This window comes from Nonomuraea maritima (genome assembly GCF_900100395.1).
In the GTDB taxonomy this organism is placed as follows: Bacteria; Actinomycetota; Actinomycetes; order Streptosporangiales; family Streptosporangiaceae; genus Nonomuraea; species Nonomuraea maritima.
Genome location: NZ_FNFB01000001.1, coordinates 585,157 through 601,561 on the forward strand (window position 1 = coordinate 585,157; position 16,405 = coordinate 601,561).

Below are 16,405 nucleotides of genomic sequence, written 5' to 3' on the forward strand. Positions count from 1 at the left end.
CAAGCCGCACGCCCCGCACACTCGCGAGACCCACGCCCCACACGCTCGCAAGGCGCACGCCCCGCACACTCGCGAGACCCTCGTCCCGCGCGTTCGTGAGGCGCGCGCCCCCGCGCGTTCGCAGAGGCGGTCAGAAGGGGGTGGCGCCCGCGTGGAGGTCGGCGAGGAGTTTTTCGGCGTGGGCGTGGACGCGGTTGTGGATGCCGCTGCCGAAGCTGATCCTGGCCACCCCCAGCTCCGCGAGCCGGGACAGGTCCGGAGCGCCGGGCCGGGCGAGGATGTTGACCGGCCGGCCCAGCTCGGCGACCAGCGTCCTGATCTCGTCCTCGTCGGCGAGGAAGATCGGGTACACGCAGTCGGCCCCCGCCTCCAGGTAGCGCCGTGCCCGCCGTACGGTCTCCGCGTACGAGGCGTTCCCGTGCACGTGGACGTCCACCCTGGCGTTGATCACCAGTTCTGGCCCTGCCGCTCGCACGCCCGCTAGGTAGTCCGCCTGCGCGCCCGGGTCGACGAGTTCGCCGGTGCGCGGGTCGGTGTCCTCGAGGTTGAGGCCGACGGCCCCGGTCTCGGCCAGGCGTTCGGCGAGCTCGGCCGGTCGGAGCCCGTAGCCGCGCTCGAGGTCGGCGGTGACGGGCACGTCCACCGCCCTGGCCACCCTGGTGACGGCGGCCAGCATCTCGGCGACCGGCGTCTGTTCGCCGTCGTCGTAGCCGAGCACGCGCGCGACGGCGGCGCTGCCGGTGGCCACCGCGGGGAACCCGGCGTCGCGTACGGCGCGGGCCGAGGCGGCGTCCCAGACGTTGGGCAGGACCAGGGGTTTTCCCGGTACGTGCAGCGCGCGCATCGTGGCCGCTCTGTCAGTCGTCATGCCCCGACGGTAGAGAGCGCGGTGGCCTGCGCGTAGGGCCAATAGCAGCCGTTATCGGGAAGCCACTTGACGGCCCCCGTCGCTCGATGAGGGGACGTCAGCACCCGCTGACGGCGCACTGACCGGCGAGTTCGCCCGCGGGACCGTCGGCGGGGTTGTCGGCGGGGGCGTCGTCGGTCGGCTGCGACGGCTTCGTGGTGGGCGTGGTCGGCTTCTTGCCGCCGCCGGCCTGCTCGGAGCCCGAGGAGCCGGTGGAGCCCTTGGAGCCGGTGGAACCCGAGGAGCCCGTGGAGTTCTTGCCGTTCGAGCCGCTCGCCGCGGTGGTGTCGCCGCCGCCCGTCCCGGCGTCGGTCACGTCGCCCATCGTGGCGTCATCGCCGCCCAGGCCGTCGTTCTTCGCGCCGTCGTTCTCCGTGCCGTTGTTCTCCGTGCCGTTGTTCTCCGTGCCGCCGTTCTTGGCGTCGTCGGAGTCACCCGTGGAGTTGGCCGTGTCCTCGCCCGTTGCTGAGTCGTCGGTGCCCTGCGAGGACTCCGGAGCGCCGCCGCCGGGCTGGGCCGCCTGCCCGGAGCCGCCGGCGAGCGTGTAGCCGACGCCGCCGGCCACCAGCACCGCGAGGAAGGCGCCCAGCACGATGAGGAGGGTCTTGTTGGTGCTCTTCTTGCGCCTCGCGGTTTCTGTGCGGCGATCGAGAAGAGTGTCTCCGGGACCGGTCAGGATCTCGTGCCGATCGGGGTCCATCGGATCTCGCATGGTGGTGCCGCTCCCTGCGGTCGTATCGGGGAAAGCTCGCCGGCTTCCGCGGGTGATGGACCAGACTAGCCGCAAAGGCGGAATGCTCGCACAACAATCACGAAGGAATTACGACTTGTCCCCCCATAGATCCATTCGCCCAGGTAGCCGCGCCCGCCTGGCACCCGCGGCCGGAGCAGCCGGGGTACTCGTCACCGCGATGCTCGGGATATTCCTGGCATTCAACGGCTCCCCGGAACGTTCCTCCGAAAGATCACCGGAAATCGATCAGGAAACTCCGTTTCTCCCGATCTCCAAATCACCGGCGAGGCCGCTGTCAGCGCCGGAATGGACACCGACCGCGACCCGCCAGGCCGCACCTCCGACGCGGGCGCTCGCCGAGACAGCGCCCTCGGCTCGGGCACTCCCCGAGACCACGCCCACGGCTCGGGCGCTCGCCGTCCCGGCCGCGCCCACCCCGGACCTGGTACGGGGTCCGCTGCCGCCCCCGTGGCCCGGGCGGCCTCACACCCTGGGCCCATGGATCAGGCCGGTGCCGCCGGTCGCCGTCGTCCCGTCCGTGGCGGCGGAGCCGGTGGTCGCGCCGAGGGCGGACGACGGGCGGCGCCCCGCGCGGCCGCTGAAGGACCGTCCGCCCGTTCCCCGCCCGCAGGGCTCCCCAGAACCGCCGTCGGTGCGCGAGCGTCCCCGCGACGCCGAGCGCCGCACCGTGCAGGAGCGCCCCGCCCGCGACGAGCGCCGCGCCGTACGGCCACGGACGCTGCCGCGCCGGGGTCTCCCCGATCCGTGCGCCACGTTCCACGACTTCCGCCGCGGCGCCTGTCACACGTTCCTGGAGCGCCTCACGCGCTGACCCCGGCACGACGAAGGGCGGCCCCGGGAACCCGGAGACCGCCCTCGCAGCACGTGTCAGTGGGCCGAGCAGCCGTCCACCACCACGGTGGACGGCTCAGGACGCCCGATGGCGGGCATGCCCAGCAGGACGCCCGCGCCCTGCGGGGCGCTCTTGCCCTGACGCGCCTCCCAGGCGTCGCCGGCCCGCGTGCGCCGGACCGCGAGCAGCGGCCCGTCGGCCACCAGGTGGTGCGGCGCGGCGTACGTCACCTCGGTCGTGACCATGTCGCCCGGCCGCGGCGTCGCGTCACCCACCGCGAAGTGCACGAGGCGGTTGTCGGGCGCCCGCCCGGACAGGCGACTGGTGGCCTCGTCCTTGCGCCCCTCGCCCTCGGCGACCAGGACCTCCAGCGTGCGGCCGACCTGCTTCTTGTTCTCCTCCCAGGAAATCTCCTCCTGCAGGGCCACGAGCCGCTCGTAGCGCTCCTGCACGACCTCCTTGGGCACCTGGTCGTCCATGGTGGCCGCGGGCGTGCCCGGCCGGATGGAGTACTGGAACGTGAAGGCGTTGGCGAACCGGCTCTGCCGGACCACCTCCAGCGTCTGCTGGAAGTCGTCCTCGGTCTCGCCGGGGAAGCCCACGATGATGTCGGTCGAGATGGCGGCGTCGGGCATCGCGGCGCGTACGCGCTCGATGATGCCGAGGTAGCGCTCGGCGCGGTAGGAGCGCCGCATGGCGCGCAGCACGCGGTCGGAGCCCGACTGCAGCGGCATGTGCAGCTGGTGCATGACGTTGGGTGTCTCGGCCATGGCGGCGATCACGTCGTCGGTGAAGGCGGCGGGGTGGGGCGAGGTGAACCGCACCCGCTCGAGGCCGTCGATGTCGCCGCAGGCGCGCAGCAGCTTGCCGAACGCCAGCCGGTCGCCGAACTCGACGCCGTAGGTGTTGACGTTCTGGCCGAGCAGCGTCACCTCGAGGACGCCCTGCTCGACCAGCGTGCGGACCTCGGAGAGGACGTCGCCGGGACGGCGGTCCTTCTCCTTGCCACGCAGCGACGGCACGATGCAGAACGTGCAGGTGTTGTTGCACCCGACCGAGATGGCCACCCAGGCGGCGTACGGCGACTCGCGCCTGGTGGGCAGCGTCGAGGGGAAGGTCTCGAGCGACTCTTTCAGCTCGACCTGCGCCTCGCCCTCGATGCGGGCCCGCTCCAGCAGCACCGGCAGCGAGCCGATGTTGTGGGTGCCGAACACCACGTCGACCCACGGCGCCTTGCGGACGATCTCGCCCTGGTCCTTCTGCGCCAGGCAGCCGCCCACGGCGATCTGCATGCCGGGGTTGCGCACCTTGGCGGGGCGAAGATGGCCGAGGTTGCCGTACAGGCGGTTGTCGGCGTTCTCCCGCACGGCGCACGTGTTGAACACGACCACGTCGGCCGTGTCACCGTCGGCGGCGGGGACGTAACCGGCGTCCTCGAGCAGGCCCGACAGCCGCTCGGAGTCGTGCACGTTCATCTGGCACCCGTATGTGCGCACTTCGTAGGTGCGGGCGCCCTCCTGGGTCACAGTCATGGCAGGTTCAAGGGTAGTCGCAGTCGGGCTTGGGACGACCCTCACCGTTCCAAAAGGCCAGCTTGGTGGCCCGATGTGATCGGATCGGTACCGCTCGGTTAGTGACCAGCGTCTTAACGCCCTCTACCGTTTCGTTCCATGACGGAGAACGGAGACGCCACTCCCCTCGTTCGGTTGGAGAACGTCAACAAGCACTTCGGGTCGCTCCACGTCCTGAAGGACATCAACCTGACGGTCTCCCGTGGCGAGGTCCTGGTCGTCATCGGCCCTTCCGGCGGCGGTAAGTCCACGCTGTGCCGCACGATCAACCGGCTGGAGACGATCAGCGACGGGCAGATCATCTTCGACGGGAAGGTCCTGCCCGCCGAAGGCAAGGCGTTGGCCAGGTTGCGGTCCGAGGTCGGCATGGTCTTCCAGTCGTTCAACCTCTTCGCTCACAAGACCATCCGGCAGAACGTCACCCTCGGCCCCATCAAGGTGCGCGGCACCGCGAAGGACGCCGCCGACAAGCGGGCGATGGAACTGCTCGAACGGGTGGGCATCGCGGCGCAGGCTGACAAGTACCCGGCCCAGCTCTCCGGCGGTCAGCAGCAGCGCGTCGCGATCGCGAGAGCGCTGGCCATGGAACCGAAAATGATCCTGTTCGACGAGCCGACCTCCGCACTTGACCCCGAGATGGTGCAGGAGGTGCTCGATGTCATGATCGGGCTGGCGCGTGACGGGATGACCATGATGGTCGTCACACACGAGATGGGGTTCGCCCGGCGAGCCGCCAACCGCGTGGTCTTCATGGCCGACGGCCAGATCGTGGAGGAGAACACCCCCGACGAGTTCTTCACCAACGCGCAGACCGACCGAGCGCGTGACTTCCTTTCGAAGATCCTCACGCACTGAAGATTGAGGCAGGTACACATGCACATGCGTCGAGTGGGAGCAGTGCTCTCGATGGCGGCTCTGGCCGCCGGCCTGGCCGCCTGCGGCAGCGGCGGCAGCGGTGGCGGAGGCGACTACGCCACAGTGGCCGACAAGATCGCCGGTGGCGCGACGATCGTCGTGGGCACCAAGTGGGACCAGCCGAGCCTGGGCCTCAAGACGGGCGCCGAGCCCGAAGGTTTTGACGTCGACGTGGCCAAGGCCGTGCTGAAGCAGATGAACGGCGGCAAGGACGTCACGGTCACGTGGAAGGAGTCGGCCTCCTCCAACCGTGAGCCGTTCCTCGCCAACGGCACGGTCGACATCATCTTCGCCACGTACTCCATCACCGAGGAGCGCAAGCAGAAGGTCACCTTCGGTGGCCCGTACGTGGTGGCTCACCAGGACGTGATGGTCCGCGCGGACGACACCTCCATCAACGCCCCGCAGGACCTCGTGGGCAAGCGCATCTGCAAGGCCGCCGGCTCCAACTCCTACCGGCGCATCACCGACCCGCCCCCGGACGGCGAGCTCGACCTCGACGCCTCCACCGTCGACGCGGCCAACTACTCCGAGTGCGTGCAGAAGCTCAACGGCAGCAACCTCGACGCGGTCACCACCGACGACCTGATCCTGGCGGGCTTCGCCAAGCAGGCCGGCGGCAACTTCAAGGTGCTCGGCCAGGGCTTCACCGACGAGAAGTACGGCGTCGGCCTGAAGAAGGGCGACACCAAGACCTGCGAGGCCGTCAACACCGCGGTGAAGGCCCTGTGGGACGACGGCACCATGAAGACGCTGCTCGAGAAGTGGTTCGGCGGCATCCAGGGTCTGAAGGTGTCGGAGACCGCCCCGACGGCCGAGGGCTGCGCCTGATCACCTGAGGCGGCGGCCGGAGCACCGGCCGCCGCCGCTCTATGTGGTGGAGCACGATGGACGACCTAATCACGTACGGCCCCAACCTCGCCGAGGGGTTCCTGAACAACGTCAAACTCTCGCTCGTGGCCGCGGTCGCCTCCTTGATCCTCGGCACGATCCTGGTGGCGATGCGGGTGTCCCCCACGCCGGTCCTGCGCGCGGCCGGCACCGTCTACGTCAACGTGGTGCGTAACACTCCGCTCACGCTGGTGCTGGCGTTCTCGGCGCTGGGCCTGAGCGACCAGCTCGGCCTGGTCTTCTCCGAGACGCCGCGGACCAACTCGTTCTGGATCGTCGCGATGGGCCTGTCGGCCTACACCGCGGCGTTCGTGTGCGAGGCGCTGCGCGCGGGCATCAACACCGTTCCCCTGGGCCAGGCCGAGGCCGCCCGCGCGATCGGGCTGACGTTCATGCAGTCCCTGCGGATGATCATCTTGCCGCAGGCGTTCCGCACGGTCGTGGCGCCGCTCGGCAGCGTCATGATCGCCATGATCAAGAACACCACGGTCGCGACCGCGGGCGGTTTCGTCGCCGACTCGGCGGCCGAGATGAAGGAGGCGTTCGACACGACCGGCGCGTCCATCCCGATCTTCCTCGGCATCGTGGTCGGTTTCATGGTGCTGACCATGCCGATCGGCTTCTTCACCGGCTGGCTGTCGCGGCGTCTGGCGGTGGCCCGATGAGCGCCTCCGTCCTCTTCGACGCCCCCGGGCCCCGCGGACGGCTGCGCAACCACGCGCTCACCGTCATCGGCGTCCTGCTCGTCGCGGCCGTCCTGTACGGCATCTACACCGGCTTCGACGCCAAGGGCCAGTGGGAAGGCAAGATCTGGCAGCCGTTCCTCGAGTGGCACACCTGGGAGCTGTACATCATCCCGGGCCTCATCGGCACGCTCGAGGCGGCGGCCGTCGCCGCGGTGCTCGCGCTGGTCTTCGGCGCGGTGTTCGGCCTGGCGCGGCTCTCCGACCACGCCTGGGTCCGCATCCCGGCCGGCGCGGTGGTCGAGGTGTTCCGCTCGATCCCGCTGCTGCTGCTGATCTTCTTCATCTTCTACCTGGCCCCGATGCTCATGGGCGGCGGCGACTACGCGTTCATGGCGGTCGTCCTCGGCCTGATGCTCTACAACGGCTCGGTGCTGGCGGAGGTCGTCAGGGCCGGCGTGCTGTCGGTGGCCAAGGGGCAGTCCGAGGCCGCGTACGCGGTGGGCATGCGCAAGAACCAGGTGATGCGGCTGGTGCTGCTGCCGCAGGCCGTCACGGCGATGATGCCGGCGATCGTCAGCCAGCTCGTGGTGTTGCTCAAGGACACCGCGCTCGGCTACATCATCGCCTACGTCGACCTGCTCAACACCGGGTTCAAGATCCTGCCGGCGGTGTTCTTCGGCTCGCTGATCCCGGCGGCCATCGTCATCGGCATCATCTACGTGGCGCTCAACATGGCGCTGAGCTACTTCGCCACGTGGCTCGAAGGCCGCAGCCGGCGCAGTCGCAAGACCGCCGCCGCCCCGGTCGCGCCGCCCAACGCCGCGGGCGTGGCGGCGGGCCTGGGAGCCAAGGGCGGGGGCGTCCCCCCCGACAGCGGCGCCGACTGACCGTAGGGGCGGTGGGCAGACTTCGCCCGCCGCCCCGAACGTCCATATTTCCCCAAAAAAGACCCTTGCCTTCTTTATGGCGAACTTTCCGGATGTCACCGGTGGGTAGCCTGCCCGCAAGATGAGAGGTCGGGGAGGCATGCGGGGGGCTGCGTACGCGGGACTCGTCATGGTGCTGGCCCTGTCGGCGTGCGACGACGTCACCTCGTACACTTCCGCCGCCGAGAAGATCAGACACACCCGCACGGCCGTGATCGGCACCAAGTGGGACCAGCCGGGCATCGGCTGGAAAGCGGGCTTCTCCGCGCCGCAGGGCTTCGACGTGGACGTCGCCCGCTACATCGTCGGCCGCCTCGCCGGCGGCCAGGTCAAGATCACCTGGCGCGAGTCCGCGTCGTCGCAGCGTGAGGCGTTGCTCCAGAACGGCACCGTCGACCTGGTCGTCGCCTCCTACAGCATCACGCCCGCCCGCACGACGCGGGTGACGTTCGCGGGCCCGTACGTGATCAGCCCTCAGGACACGCTGGTGCGCGCCGACGACCGCCGCATCACCAGCACGTCCGACCTCGCGGGCAAGCGCATCTGCCTGGCCGAGGGTTCCAACTCCTACCGGCGCATCACCGACCCGCCGCCCGACGGCCTGCTGGACCTGCCGGCCACGCTCGTCAAGGCCAGCAACTACTCCGACTGCGTACGCAAGCTCGCCGCCGGCCGGCTCGACGCGGTCAGCACCGAGAGCTTCGTGCTCGCGGGGTACGCCGACCAGGATCCGGGCAAGTTCCGGCTGCTCAACGACCCCGTCTCCATCGAGTACTACGGCGTCGGCATCAGGAAGGGCGACCTCGCCACCTGCGAGGCCGTCAACCAGGCGATCACCAGCATGTGGCGGGACGGCACCGCGACGCGGCTGCTGCGCAAATGGTTCGGCAAGACTGGGCTCGACCTGCCCACGTCCATGCCCCGCCTCCGGAGCTGCCGCTGACCCCCGCGTTCCCCCGGATCTTCGGGCAGGATGCGAGTATGCCCTTCTGGCCCTCCCCCATCACCACGACAGACGTGGCAAGCTCCGGCACGCGCCCGGCCTGGCCCACGGCCCGCGACGGACGGGTGTGGTGGGCAGAGGACCGCCCCGACGAGGGCGGACGCACCACCATCATGCGCAGCGGCCCCGACGGCGTCCGCGAGCTGCTGCCCGCCCCGTGGTCGGCGCGCACCCGGGTGCACGAGTACGGCGGCCGCCCCTACGCCGTCACGCCCGGCGGCGAGGTGGTCTTCGCCAACCTGAAGGACCAGCGGCTGTACCTCCTCGGCGACGACAGCGAACCGCGCCCGCTCACGCCCGAAGGCTCCCGCTACGCCGACCTGCTGGTGCGCGACGGCCAGGTGTGGTGCGTGCGCGAACACCACGGCAACGGCGGCAGGGTGAGCCGGGCGATCGTGTCGGTCCCGCTCGACGGCGGCGACGTGCGCGAACGGGTGACCGGGTCCGATTTCTACGCCTCCCCCTCGCTCTCCCCCGACGGGCGGCACCTCGCGTACGTCTGCTGGAACCACCCCCGCATGCCCTGGGACGGCACCGAGCTGCGCGTCCTGTCCCTCGACGGCGGCGGCTCGCGGACCCTCAAGGGCGGCCCGTCCGAGTCGGTGCTGGCCCCGGCCTGGAACGGCGACGCCGGCCTCTACCTGATCTCCGACGCCTCCGGCTGGTGGAACCTGTACGAGATCGGCCTGCACGGTGACGGCCTGCGCGCGCTGCACCCGGCGGAGGAGGAGTTCACCTCGCCGCCCTGGACGCTGGGCGGGGCCCCGTACACCGTGCTGCCCGACGGGCGGCTCGCGGTCCTGCACGGCCGCGGCGACCTGCGACTCGGCGTCCTCGACCCCGCGTCGGGCTCGCTCACCGACCTCGACCTGCCCTACTCCGGCTGGGACGCGTCCCTGACCGCCGCCGGAACGTCGGTCGTCGGCATCGCGTACGCGCCCACGGCCCCACGCTCGGTGGTGACCGTCGACACGACCACCGCCACGCACCACACCCTCAACACCCCCCTCGTCGCGCTCCCCGATCCGGCCTACCTCCCACCCGCCACATCCGTACGCATCCTCCGCACCGGCGACCGCACACCCGAAGACCGCGCGCCGGCGGGCCGCGTGGAGCTCCGACGGCCCGCGCACGACGTGACTGCCGCGTCTGAAGAGCTTGAGCGGGGGGAGATCCACGCGTTCCGCTACCCGCCGTACGCCGCGGCCGTCGAGGAGGGCAAGTCGCCCTACGTGATCTTCGTGCACGGCGGGCCCACCGGACACGCCACCACCGGCCTCGACCTGGAGAAGGCGTTCCTCACCTCGCGAGGCATCGGCGTGCTCGACGTCAACTACGGCGGCTCCACCGGCTACGGCCGTGCCTACCGCGAACGGCTGAAAGGCCAGTGGGGCGTGGTCGACGTCGAGGACGTCGTCGCCGCCGCCCGCTGGCTGGCCGCAGAAGGACTCGCCGATCCCACGAAGATCGCCGTACGCGGCGGCAGTGCCGGCGGCTGGACCGTGATGGCGGCCTGCTGCCGCTCCGACGCGTTCGCCGGGGGCGTCTCCTACTACGGTGTCAGTGCGCTCGCCCCGCTGGCCGCCCACACCCACGACTTCGAGTCGCGCTACGTCGAGTGGCTGGTGGGGCCGGAGAACGCGCAGGTGTACGCCGGCCGCGAACCCCTCAACCTGGTCGACGGCGTGACCTGCCCCATGCTGCTCCTGCAGGGACTCGACGACCCCGTCGTGCCGCCGGAGCAGTCGGAGGCGTTCGCCGAGGCGCTGTCCGACCGCGGCGTACCGTGCACGTACCTCGCCTTCGAGGGCGAGTCGCACGGCTTCCGCCGCACGGAGACCCGTGCCGCCGCCCTGGCCGCCGAACTGGCCTTCTACCAGCAGATCTTCTGACGCCAAGAACCCCGCCCCTGGCACTCCCCGACTCCAACCGAGCGACCGAGGAGGTACAGCCGCTGGTCCTTCAGGTTGGCGCAGACCACCTCGCCGCCGGGCGTGGCGGCGTAGGGGCGGCGTGCCCACCCAGCCCATGCCGACCGAGTCCCGCCCACCCGACCCAGCCGAGCCCACCCAGCCCAGCTCGACCGAGTTCGCCCAGCCGACTCCGCCCGAGTCTGCACAGCTGATTCCCGCCCGGCTCGTCCGGCGCGGGTGGCTAGCGGGCGAACTCCGTGGCCCTCGACTCCCGGACCACCGTGATGCGAATCTGACCCGGATAGGTGAGCTCCTCCTCCACCTGCTTGGCCACGTCGCGGGCGATCACCTGCGCCTGGATGTCGTCGATCGCGTCAGGCCTGACCATGACGCGGATCTCCCGTCCGGCCTGCATGGCGAACACCTTGTCCACGCCCTCGTACGACTGCGCGATCTGCTCCAGCCGCTCCAACCGCTTGACGTACGCCTCCAGGGACTCCCGCCGAGCGCCAGGACGGCTGCCGCTGATCGCGTCGGCGGCCTGGGTGAGCACCGCTTCGACGGTACGGACCTCGACCTCGTTGTGGTGCGCCTCGATGGCGTGCACCACGTCCTCCTCCTCGCCGTAGCGACGGGCGATCTCGGCGCCGATCAGGGCATGGCTGCCCTCGACCTCGTGCGTGAGCGCCTTGCCGATGTCGTGGAGCAGGGCACAGCGCTTCAGCAGCGGCACGTCCAGCTTCAGCTCCGCCGCCATGATGCCGGCGATATGGGCGGACTCGACGAGGTGCCTGAGCACGTTCTGCCCGTACGAGGTGCGGTAGCGCAGTTGCCCCAGCAGCAGCGTCAGCTCGGGGTGCATGTCGGTGATGCCCAGCTCGACGAGCGCGTCCTCGCCTGCCCGCGCGCACAGGTCCTGCACCTCCTGGCGGCTGCGGTCGTACGCCTCCTCGATGCGCTGCGGATGGATGCGGCCGTCGAGCACCAGCTTCTCCAGCGTGAGCCGCGCCGTCTCCCTGCGGACCGGGTCGAAGCACGACAGCAACACCGCCTCGGGCGTGTCATCGATGATGAGGTTCACCCCGGTCGTGGACTCGAAGGCGCGGATGTTGCGCCCCTCACGCCCGATGATGCGCCCCTTCATCTCGTCGCCGGGCAGATGCAGCACGCTGACGACCGACTCGGCCGTCTGCTCCGCCGCCAGCCGCTGCACCGCGAGCGTCACGATCTTCGTGGCCCGCTTCTCGCCCTCCTTGCGGGCTTCGCCCTCGATCTCCCTGATGATCAGCGCGGCCTCACGCTTGGCCTGGTACTCGATCTCCCTGACCAGCTCTGCCTTGGCCTGGTCGGCGGTGAGCCCGGCCACCCGCTGCAGGACGGCCCGCCGCTCCTCCTCTGCCTGCAGCAGCTCCTCGCGGCGCCCGGCCAGTTCGATCTCGGTCTCGGCCAGCTTCCTGTCGCGTTCGGACTGCCGCCGGGCCTCTTCGTCGAGCCGCTGCTCACGCTCGGCCAGTCGGGCCTCACGGCGTTCGAGGTCGGCCCGTAGCTCCTTGAGCTCGGACTTGAGGGTGCGGCTCTCCTCCTCGACCTCTCTCCGCAGCTGCGCGGCGCTCTCGGCCGCGCCCGCCGACCTGCGCAGGATCTCCTCGGCGTCGGACTCCGCCTTGCTGCGGATCTCCAGCGCCTCCTCACGCGCCTGCTCAAGCTCCTCGTGGACGGCTTCCAACTGCTCGGGGGACGGTTCGGCCGGACCCGGCACGCCACCCGAGGTGCGCCGTACGACGACGAGAAGGGCGACGATCATCCCGAACGTGAGCACGAGCACCGCCACCATCAGCACCACGACCAGCGGCCCCATGTGCGCCCCGCCCTCCTCGCGTCGTCAACAGGTCATAACGCGACCACAAGAACAGGAGGGGTCACAGGCGCGCCGCGGACATCCCGGTCGGCGTCATCGCCGGAATCGGTGCCAGACCAAGACCGAACCCGGCCTCGGCCGTGAAAGCCGACACCTCGCCCGCCTCGGTCAACCAAGCTCACTCGTCCGTCGTTCACCGGTATGGCAATCCGCGCTGCGCGGAGTAACTCCTCACTGCCGTCGAGGTTATGCGTCGAACAGGTCACGAGCAAGCAAACGGGTTATCAAGCGTGTCTAACGTACTTGACTCCCACCTTTACGCCCGATATCCCCCGACAGCACCAAAAACACCACCGACGGCCCCCACCAAACCCCGACATCCCCTGTACGACACCACTCCCCGCCCACACCACTCATTTCGCGCCCACACCCTCACCCCGAGCGACCTTTCGAAGGGCAAACCAAAGACCGACCAAGCACATCTCGAAACAACCTAAAGACCCATAGCCAGCCCAGAAGCACCCAAAACACGCAGCGAAAACGCCGAACTCACGCACCGAGGGCCGGGCCGCCGTCCATAGGGCGCGACGGCGTCACACCTCAGCCGGGCGGCCACAGCTCGCAACGCAACCCACCGCCACCACATTGCGGACCCTCACCAAACAGGAGAAGCGGTACGCATCGGCGTAGCGACCTGCGGCCCACGTTGCGGACCCTCACCGAGCGGGAGAAGCGGCCCATCGACGTTGAGGGAAGAGCAGCGGGCGGCAACGAACTTCCCCCAGCGCGGGCGCCGAGGGCGAGGCCCCTGCTAGCAACGGCAATCGCTTATTCGAAGTCCTCTTCCATTTCGATGCCCTCTTGTTCCAATGCCTCACGAATGACGCGGAAGGCCAGGCCGGATGGGTAGCCCTTGCGGGCGAGCATGCCCGCAAGGCGGCGTGTGCGGACCTTCGGGTCGAGGGATCGGGTGGCGGCGAGTTTGCGTTCGACCAGCCGCCGGGCTGTCTCCACTTCCTGGTCGGGATCCAACCGCTCCACCGCTTCGCTGACGGTCTCGTTGTCGACACCCCGACGGCGCAACTCAGCCGCCAGGGCTCGCTTCGCCAGCCCTCGCCCGTGGTGCCGGGAATCGACCCAGGCCGCCGCGAACGCCTCGTCGTCGATCAGGCCGAGCTCCGAGAACCGGCCGAGCACCGCCTCCGCGACCTCCTCCGGCACGTCCCTCTTGCGCAACGCCTCGGCGAGCTGGGCACGCGTCTTCGGGGCCATCGTCAGCAGCCGCAAGCAGATGTTCCGCGCCACGGCCTCCGGGTCCGCCTCACCACCGGAGCGCGGCCGCCGTTCGGCTCTGGCCCCTCCCGCTCCGGCACGCCCCTCTACCCAAGAACGCCCCGCCCGGGAACCCCCCTCAGCCAGGAACCCCTCCCCTTCACGGAATCCCTCCCCTGCAACATCCTCGGGGGTGGAACGCCCCTCAGCCCGAGAACGCCCCGATCGGGACCGCCCACCGGCCCTGGAACGGCCCTCAGCACGGGAGCGCCCTTCCGCCCGGGAACGGCCCTCGGCCCGGAAAGGGTCGTCAGCGAGGAACCCCTCCCCTTCCCGGGGAACCTCCCCTGCGGTGGAACGCCCCTCTGCCAGGAACTCACCTGCCGCAGAGCGTCCCCACGTCGTACGCCTCGCGCTGTCATCAGCATCCGTACCGACATCGTCGGCCGCGCGCCCGCCCACGCGACGCCTGCCGTCGCGAGCCCGCACGCGCCCGCCGGATGATCTCGGCCGACTCTCCGCACCTGCCCTGCCTGGCTCGTCGTCGCCCTGGCCGGTGGCGTGATCGGCATCGGCCGCGAACCAGCTGCTGCCGGCCAGGACCTCGGAATGCCAGTCGCTTCCCGGACGCGCGCCGTCGCCTTCCGCAGGCTCACGTCCGGAGGGATCGTCCGCGACCTCGTCGCCGCCCGGGCCAGCTGATGCCGCCTCAGGCGAGGCCGTCCCGGCCCCAACGAAGGCCACCGCATCTACCTCTTCCGGGTCAGCAGCGAGGGCGGGCGACGGCTTATCGGAAGGGGCGGCGGGCGACGGCTCTTCGGAAGTGGCGGCGGACGCCTCCGCTCGCATGCGAATGCGTTGTTCGCGCCACTCGTCTGCCGACGGCCAGCCGTCCACGGACGATCGAGCCAGGTCGCGCCCGCCTGCTGCGGGGGATGGGACGCCGCCCCGGTCGGGGAGGCGGGGGGACTGTGGGCGGTCTGTGCTGCTCATGCGTCAGGCGATCAGACGTCACCCGGCTTCGGCGTGGACTTCGAGCCACGGCCGGAGGAGGTTGCCGGCGCCGGAGCCGGGGCGGCCTCGGCGGGAGCGTCGACACGCGGGCCCACGCCCAGCTTGTCCTTGATCTTCTTCTCGATCTCGTTGGCCATGTCGGGGTGGTTCTTCAGGAAGTTACGGGCGTTCTCCTTGCCCTGGCCGAGCTGGTCGCCCTCGTACGTGTACCAGGCGCCGGACTTACGGACGAAGCCGTGCTCCACGCCCATGTCGATGAGGCCGCCCTCGCGGGAGATGCCCACCCCGTAGAGGATGTCGAAGTCGGCGACGCGGAAGGGCGGGGCCATCTTGTTCTTGACGACCTTGACCCGGGTGCGGTTGCCGACCGCCTCGGTGCCGTCCTTGAGCGTCTCGATACGGCGGATGTCCATCCGGACGGAGGCGTAGAACTTCAGCGCCTTACCACCGGTCGTGGTCTCGGGGCTGCCGAACATGACGCCGATCTTCTCGCGGAGCTGGTTGATGAAGATCGCGGTGGTGCCGGTGCTGTTGAGGGCACCGGCGATCTTGCGCAGGGCCTGGGACATGAGCCTGGCCTGGAGGCCGACGTGGCTGTCGCCCATCTCGCCCTCGATCTCGGCCTTGGGCACCAGGGCCGCCACCGAGTCGATGACGATGATGTCGACGGCGCCGGACCTGATCAGCATGTCGGCGATCTCGAGCGCCTGCTCACCGGTGTCGGGCTGGGAGACCAGCAGGGCGTCGGTGTCGACGCCGAGCTTCTTGGCGTACTCGGGGTCGAGGGCGTGCTCGGCGTCGATGAACGCGGCGATGCCGCCGGCCCGCTGGGCGTTGGCCACCGCGTGCAGGGCGATGGTGGTCTTACCGGAGGACTCGGGGCCGTAGATCTCGACGATGCGCCCGCGCGGGAGGCCGCCGATGCCGAGGGCGACGTCGAGGGAGATCGACCCGGTGGGGACCACCTCGATGGGGGCTCGGGCGTCGTCGCCCAGTCTCATGACAGAGCCCTTGCCGAACTGCCGCTCGATCTGGGCGAGCGCGGTTTCGAGGGCCTTCTCGCGGTCGTTGATAGCCATGGGAACTCCCCCTGAGGGTCGTGGTCGAATCAGTCGGGTGAAAACTACGGCCTGCCACCGACATTTTTCGTCGCAGCCGGGGAAGACGTGGCCGACTCCGCCCATCCTAGCCGAACGGCTGTTCGATCACAGCGGGAACACGCAGGTCACCACCGGCGGCTCCCACCGTACGCCCGAGGGGCGGCGGAAGCGGCCGCCAGGACGTGTTGTCAGGCTCCGTGAGCTGGGGAGACTCACTGGAGGGCGACACGGGGAGGCGGCACGTGGGGAGCGGCTACACCGGGGAACGGCGCGCACGGCTGGAGACCCTCGCCGAGCTGCTCCCCGAGCACGGGCTGGTCGGCCGCCTCGTCGGGGGCGACGATCCGGTGCTGTGGGTCTGGCACCCCCACTCGGGCCGCCAGACGATCATTTTCGCCACTCCGTCGAGCCGTGGATGGCAGTTCCTGTGGTCTCCCGACGGGCAGGACACCGCCGACGACCCGCAGCGCACCGCCGCCACGTTGCGCCAGGTGCTCGACCCCGCCCTGCCCGAGTGACCCGGCCTGATCAACGAAGCTTCGACGAGACGTCCTCCACCTGGCAGACCGCGCGCCACACCGTCTTGGCGTTCTCTCCATCGGCGAGCGCCTGGACGACCGTGCGCCCGCCCAAGGGGGCCAGCACGTAGTCACGAGCCCACGACTCCGCGTACGTCTCACCGAAGTGGGCGTTCATCCGTCTCCAGAACTCGGTCAGGCGCATGGCTCAAGTATGGAATCGCCCGGAGGGTGGGTAGGACATC

At 70.1% G+C, this 16,405-nt stretch carries 15 protein-coding genes; 8 read left to right on the plus strand and 7 right to left on the minus strand.

Going from position 1 to position 16,405, the window contains the following annotated elements; translation table 11 throughout:
* Window positions 1-130: 130 nt before the first annotated feature.
* On the minus strand, window positions 131-868 hold the full coding sequence (locus BLR04_RS02780) for an isocitrate lyase/PEP mutase family protein (RefSeq protein ID WP_090759160.1): 738 nt from the start codon (window positions 866-868) through the stop codon (window positions 131-133).
* 97 nt (window positions 869-965) lie between these two features.
* On the minus strand, window positions 966-1,619 hold the full coding sequence (locus BLR04_RS02785; protein WP_143021938.1) for a hypothetical protein: 654 nt from the start codon (window positions 1,617-1,619) through the stop codon (window positions 966-968).
* A gap of 532 nt (window positions 1,620-2,151) precedes the next feature.
* Between BLR04_RS02785 and BLR04_RS02790 the strand changes: the two genes are divergently transcribed.
* Entirely contained in the window at window positions 2,152-2,472 is a 321-nt protein-coding gene (locus BLR04_RS02790; RefSeq protein ID WP_090759164.1) for a hypothetical protein, read from the plus strand.
* A 56-nt stretch (window positions 2,473-2,528) separates the two neighbouring features.
* Here the strand turns inward: BLR04_RS02790 and miaB are convergent, their stop codons facing one another.
* Window positions 2,529-4,025: a tRNA (N6-isopentenyl adenosine(37)-C2)-methylthiotransferase MiaB gene (gene miaB / locus BLR04_RS02795; RefSeq protein WP_090759166.1), complete on the minus strand. Its 1,497-nt coding sequence runs from the start codon at window positions 4,023-4,025 to the stop codon at window positions 2,529-2,531.
* A 138-nt stretch (window positions 4,026-4,163) separates the two neighbouring features.
* Here miaB and BLR04_RS02800 point away from each other — a divergent pair, with 138 nt between their 5' ends.
* From BLR04_RS02800 to BLR04_RS02825, 6 genes are all read left to right on the plus strand, one after another.
* Window positions 4,164-4,919 (plus strand): amino acid ABC transporter ATP-binding protein, encoded by a 756-nt coding sequence (locus BLR04_RS02800; protein ID WP_090759168.1) that lies wholly within the window; start codon window positions 4,164-4,166, stop codon window positions 4,917-4,919.
* A gap of 18 nt (window positions 4,920-4,937) precedes the next feature.
* Window positions 4,938-5,810 carry a glutamate ABC transporter substrate-binding protein gene (locus BLR04_RS02805; RefSeq protein WP_090759170.1) on the plus strand — a complete coding sequence of 291 codons (873 nt, stop codon included), beginning with the start codon at window positions 4,938-4,940 and terminating at the stop codon, window positions 5,808-5,810.
* A gap of 56 nt (window positions 5,811-5,866) precedes the next feature.
* The gene (locus tag BLR04_RS02810) at window positions 5,867-6,535 is read left to right on the plus strand and encodes an amino acid ABC transporter permease (protein WP_090759172.1); all 669 of its coding nucleotides are present in this window, start codon (window positions 5,867-5,869) and stop codon (window positions 6,533-6,535) included.
* Window positions 6,532-7,443, plus strand: a complete 912-nt coding sequence (locus BLR04_RS02815; RefSeq protein ID WP_090759174.1) for an amino acid ABC transporter permease — start codon at window positions 6,532-6,534, stop codon at window positions 7,441-7,443. Before BLR04_RS02810 ends, BLR04_RS02815 begins: the two co-directional genes overlap by 4 nt.
* Window positions 7,444-7,582: 139 nt before the next feature.
* Complete coding sequence (locus tag BLR04_RS02820) at window positions 7,583-8,425, plus strand: glutamate ABC transporter substrate-binding protein (RefSeq protein ID WP_245739975.1); 843 nt, start codon at window positions 7,583-7,585, stop codon at window positions 8,423-8,425.
* Window positions 8,426-8,463: 38 nt separating this feature from the next.
* Complete coding sequence (locus tag BLR04_RS02825) at window positions 8,464-10,377, plus strand: S9 family peptidase (protein ID WP_090759178.1); 1,914 nt, start codon at window positions 8,464-8,466, stop codon at window positions 10,375-10,377.
* Between the two features lie 262 nt (window positions 10,378-10,639).
* Here the strand turns inward: BLR04_RS02825 and rny are convergent, their stop codons facing one another.
* The 3 genes from rny to recA form a co-directional block, all read right to left on the minus strand.
* Window positions 10,640-12,256: a ribonuclease Y gene (gene rny / locus BLR04_RS02830; protein WP_090759179.1), complete on the minus strand. Its 1,617-nt coding sequence runs from the start codon at window positions 12,254-12,256 to the stop codon at window positions 10,640-10,642.
* 828 nt (window positions 12,257-13,084) lie between these two features.
* Window positions 13,085-13,561, minus strand: coding sequence for a regulatory protein RecX (locus tag BLR04_RS02835; protein WP_218128696.1), 477 nt, complete (start codon window positions 13,559-13,561; stop codon window positions 13,085-13,087).
* 971 nt (window positions 13,562-14,532) lie between these two features.
* Entirely contained in the window at window positions 14,533-15,621 is a 1,089-nt protein-coding gene (gene recA, locus BLR04_RS02840) for a recombinase RecA (protein WP_090759181.1), read from the minus strand.
* Between the two features lie 263 nt (window positions 15,622-15,884).
* On the opposite strand from recA, the gene BLR04_RS02845 reads away from it, so the two are divergent.
* On the plus strand, window positions 15,885-16,160 hold the full coding sequence (locus BLR04_RS02845) for a hypothetical protein (RefSeq protein ID WP_090759183.1): 276 nt from the start codon (window positions 15,885-15,887) through the stop codon (window positions 16,158-16,160).
* A gap of 10 nt (window positions 16,161-16,170) precedes the next feature.
* On the opposite strand, the gene BLR04_RS02850 is transcribed toward BLR04_RS02845, so the two are convergent.
* Complete coding sequence (locus BLR04_RS02850) at window positions 16,171-16,365, minus strand: DUF3046 domain-containing protein (RefSeq protein ID WP_090759185.1); 195 nt, start codon at window positions 16,363-16,365, stop codon at window positions 16,171-16,173.
* Window positions 16,366-16,405: the final 40 nt, after the last annotated feature.

Bases quoted from the DNA above. Each gene is read 5' to 3' on its own strand.
- BLR04_RS02805 (WP_090759170.1), top strand. From the start codon at position 4,938: ATGCACATGCGTCGAGTGGGAGCAGTGCTCTCGATGGCGGCTCTGGCC.
- BLR04_RS02780 (WP_090759160.1), bottom strand. From the start codon at position 868: ATGACGACTGACAGAGCGGCCACGATGCGCGCGCTGCACGTACCGGGA.
- BLR04_RS02820 (WP_245739975.1), top strand. From the start codon at position 7,583: ATGCGGGGGGCTGCGTACGCGGGACTCGTCATGGTGCTGGCCCTGTCG.
- rny (WP_090759179.1), bottom strand. From the start codon at position 12,256: ATGGGGCCGCTGGTCGTGGTGCTGATGGTGGCGGTGCTCGTGCTCACG.
- BLR04_RS02785 (WP_143021938.1), bottom strand. From the start codon at position 1,619: ATGCGAGATCCGATGGACCCCGATCGGCACGAGATCCTGACCGGTCCC.
- BLR04_RS02810 (WP_090759172.1), top strand. From the start codon at position 5,867: ATGGACGACCTAATCACGTACGGCCCCAACCTCGCCGAGGGGTTCCTG.
- BLR04_RS02825 (WP_090759178.1), top strand. From the start codon at position 8,464: ATGCCCTTCTGGCCCTCCCCCATCACCACGACAGACGTGGCAAGCTCC.
- BLR04_RS02800 (WP_090759168.1), top strand. From the start codon at position 4,164: ATGACGGAGAACGGAGACGCCACTCCCCTCGTTCGGTTGGAGAACGTC.
- BLR04_RS02815 (WP_090759174.1), top strand. From the start codon at position 6,532: ATGAGCGCCTCCGTCCTCTTCGACGCCCCCGGGCCCCGCGGACGGCTG.
- BLR04_RS02850 (WP_090759185.1), bottom strand. From the start codon at position 16,365: ATGCGCCTGACCGAGTTCTGGAGACGGATGAACGCCCACTTCGGTGAG.
- recA (WP_090759181.1), bottom strand. From the start codon at position 15,621: ATGGCTATCAACGACCGCGAGAAGGCCCTCGAAACCGCGCTCGCCCAG.
- miaB (WP_090759166.1), bottom strand. From the start codon at position 4,025: ATGACTGTGACCCAGGAGGGCGCCCGCACCTACGAAGTGCGCACATAC.